Below are 1,276 nucleotides of genomic sequence, written 5' to 3' on the forward strand. Positions count from 1 at the left end.
TGAGATTCAGAATCATTTGATTCTTTGTATGCCTTGCCACAGTAAGGACAAAAACGAAACTTCAAAGACGTAATCGGTTCGTTGCAGTTAGCACAACTATTGCGTAAACGAGTACCGCAAAGAAAACAGCATTGCGATCGCACTAATAACCAAATTTCCTCTGGCGGAGTACCAGGTTGCCAGCAGTCAGGGCAGAATTTGAGGGAATCGGACGCTCCTATCGGTGTACCACGAACAGCAGCATCAAGATACTCGCTTGGAATTTGCAATGCATAAGCTAACCCACGCTGACTTTTGCTATTGAGTTTGGTAGTCATAGCGCGTTCAATCTTACCCAGACTTTGAAGATGAATTCCGGCAATGAGAGCAAGTTCAGTTTGACTTATGCCCAAGCTGGTGCGTATTCTTTTGACGTATAGAGCCAGCGATTCTTGGGGTTTAGGGGTGTTATCCATGAACAAAGTATGTCATAAAGTATATACTTAGCGCTTGAATATAAGTATGTTTAATTGAATCCGATATCCAATTTCGAGATAGTAAGGAGTTAAAAGTTGACAATTACTTTAGCACAGACTGCTACAGCATTTTTATCACGAAGTGGATTAGTAGCTAGTACAGTTAAATCCTACGAGCATACGCTGTTACCTTTGCTTAAAGAATATGGTAGATTACCTGTAGAATTAGTAGACCGTCAGCTACTAAAAAATTATTTCCAGAGCTTAGATGAATTAAGGTACACCACCCATAATCGTCACCAAGCAATAATCAGTGCCCTGTTCAATTTTGCTGTAGAATCCGGTTACATCAAGTCAAACCCAGCCAGTCGCTTGGGTTTACGAAAACCTATAAGGGAACGAGGAGAACATAGGACAGATGAAGTAATCCGCTATCTGACTCCATCGCAGCTAGAAATGATGTATGCAAGCGTAAAAGCTAACTCCCGACTAGAGGCGATTACTCGGTTATTGCATAGAAGTGGAGCTAGAGTTGGGGAATTACTAACATTGGAGTTATCACAGATAAATCAACCGCAACGTAAGTTTCAGGTAGGGGGTAAAGGTAACAAACAACGTTGGTGTTTTTATAGTGAAGATGCAGAGATTGCTTTAAATAAGTATATTTTATATTATCGCCATGCAGATTCAAGAGCATTATTCACAGCCCAACACCCGACAACTAAAGTGATAACGCCCCTTAGTTATCGAGCTATGAATGCAAATTGGAAAGAAGCGATTGGGCAAAGCCAGGATTTGATTGGCATTCGACTGCATGACCT

General features: G+C 41.1%; 2 protein-coding genes. One reads left to right on the forward strand and one right to left on the reverse strand.

The annotated features are described in order from the left end of the window. On the reverse strand, positions 1 to 455 hold a 455-nt coding region (locus CDG77_RS34965; RefSeq protein WP_143857181.1), incomplete at its 3' end, for a double zinc ribbon domain-containing protein. Positions 456 to 551: 96 nt separating this feature from the next. Here CDG77_RS34965 and CDG77_RS34970 point away from each other — a divergent pair. Beyond that, positions 552 to 1,276 (forward strand): tyrosine-type recombinase/integrase (locus CDG77_RS34970; protein WP_094333663.1); only part of this gene is annotated, 725 nt, incomplete at its 3' end.

The organism is Nostoc sp. 'Peltigera membranacea cyanobiont' 213 (assembly GCF_002245975.1).
Lineage (GTDB): Bacteria > Cyanobacteriota > Cyanobacteriia > Cyanobacteriales > Nostocaceae > Nostoc.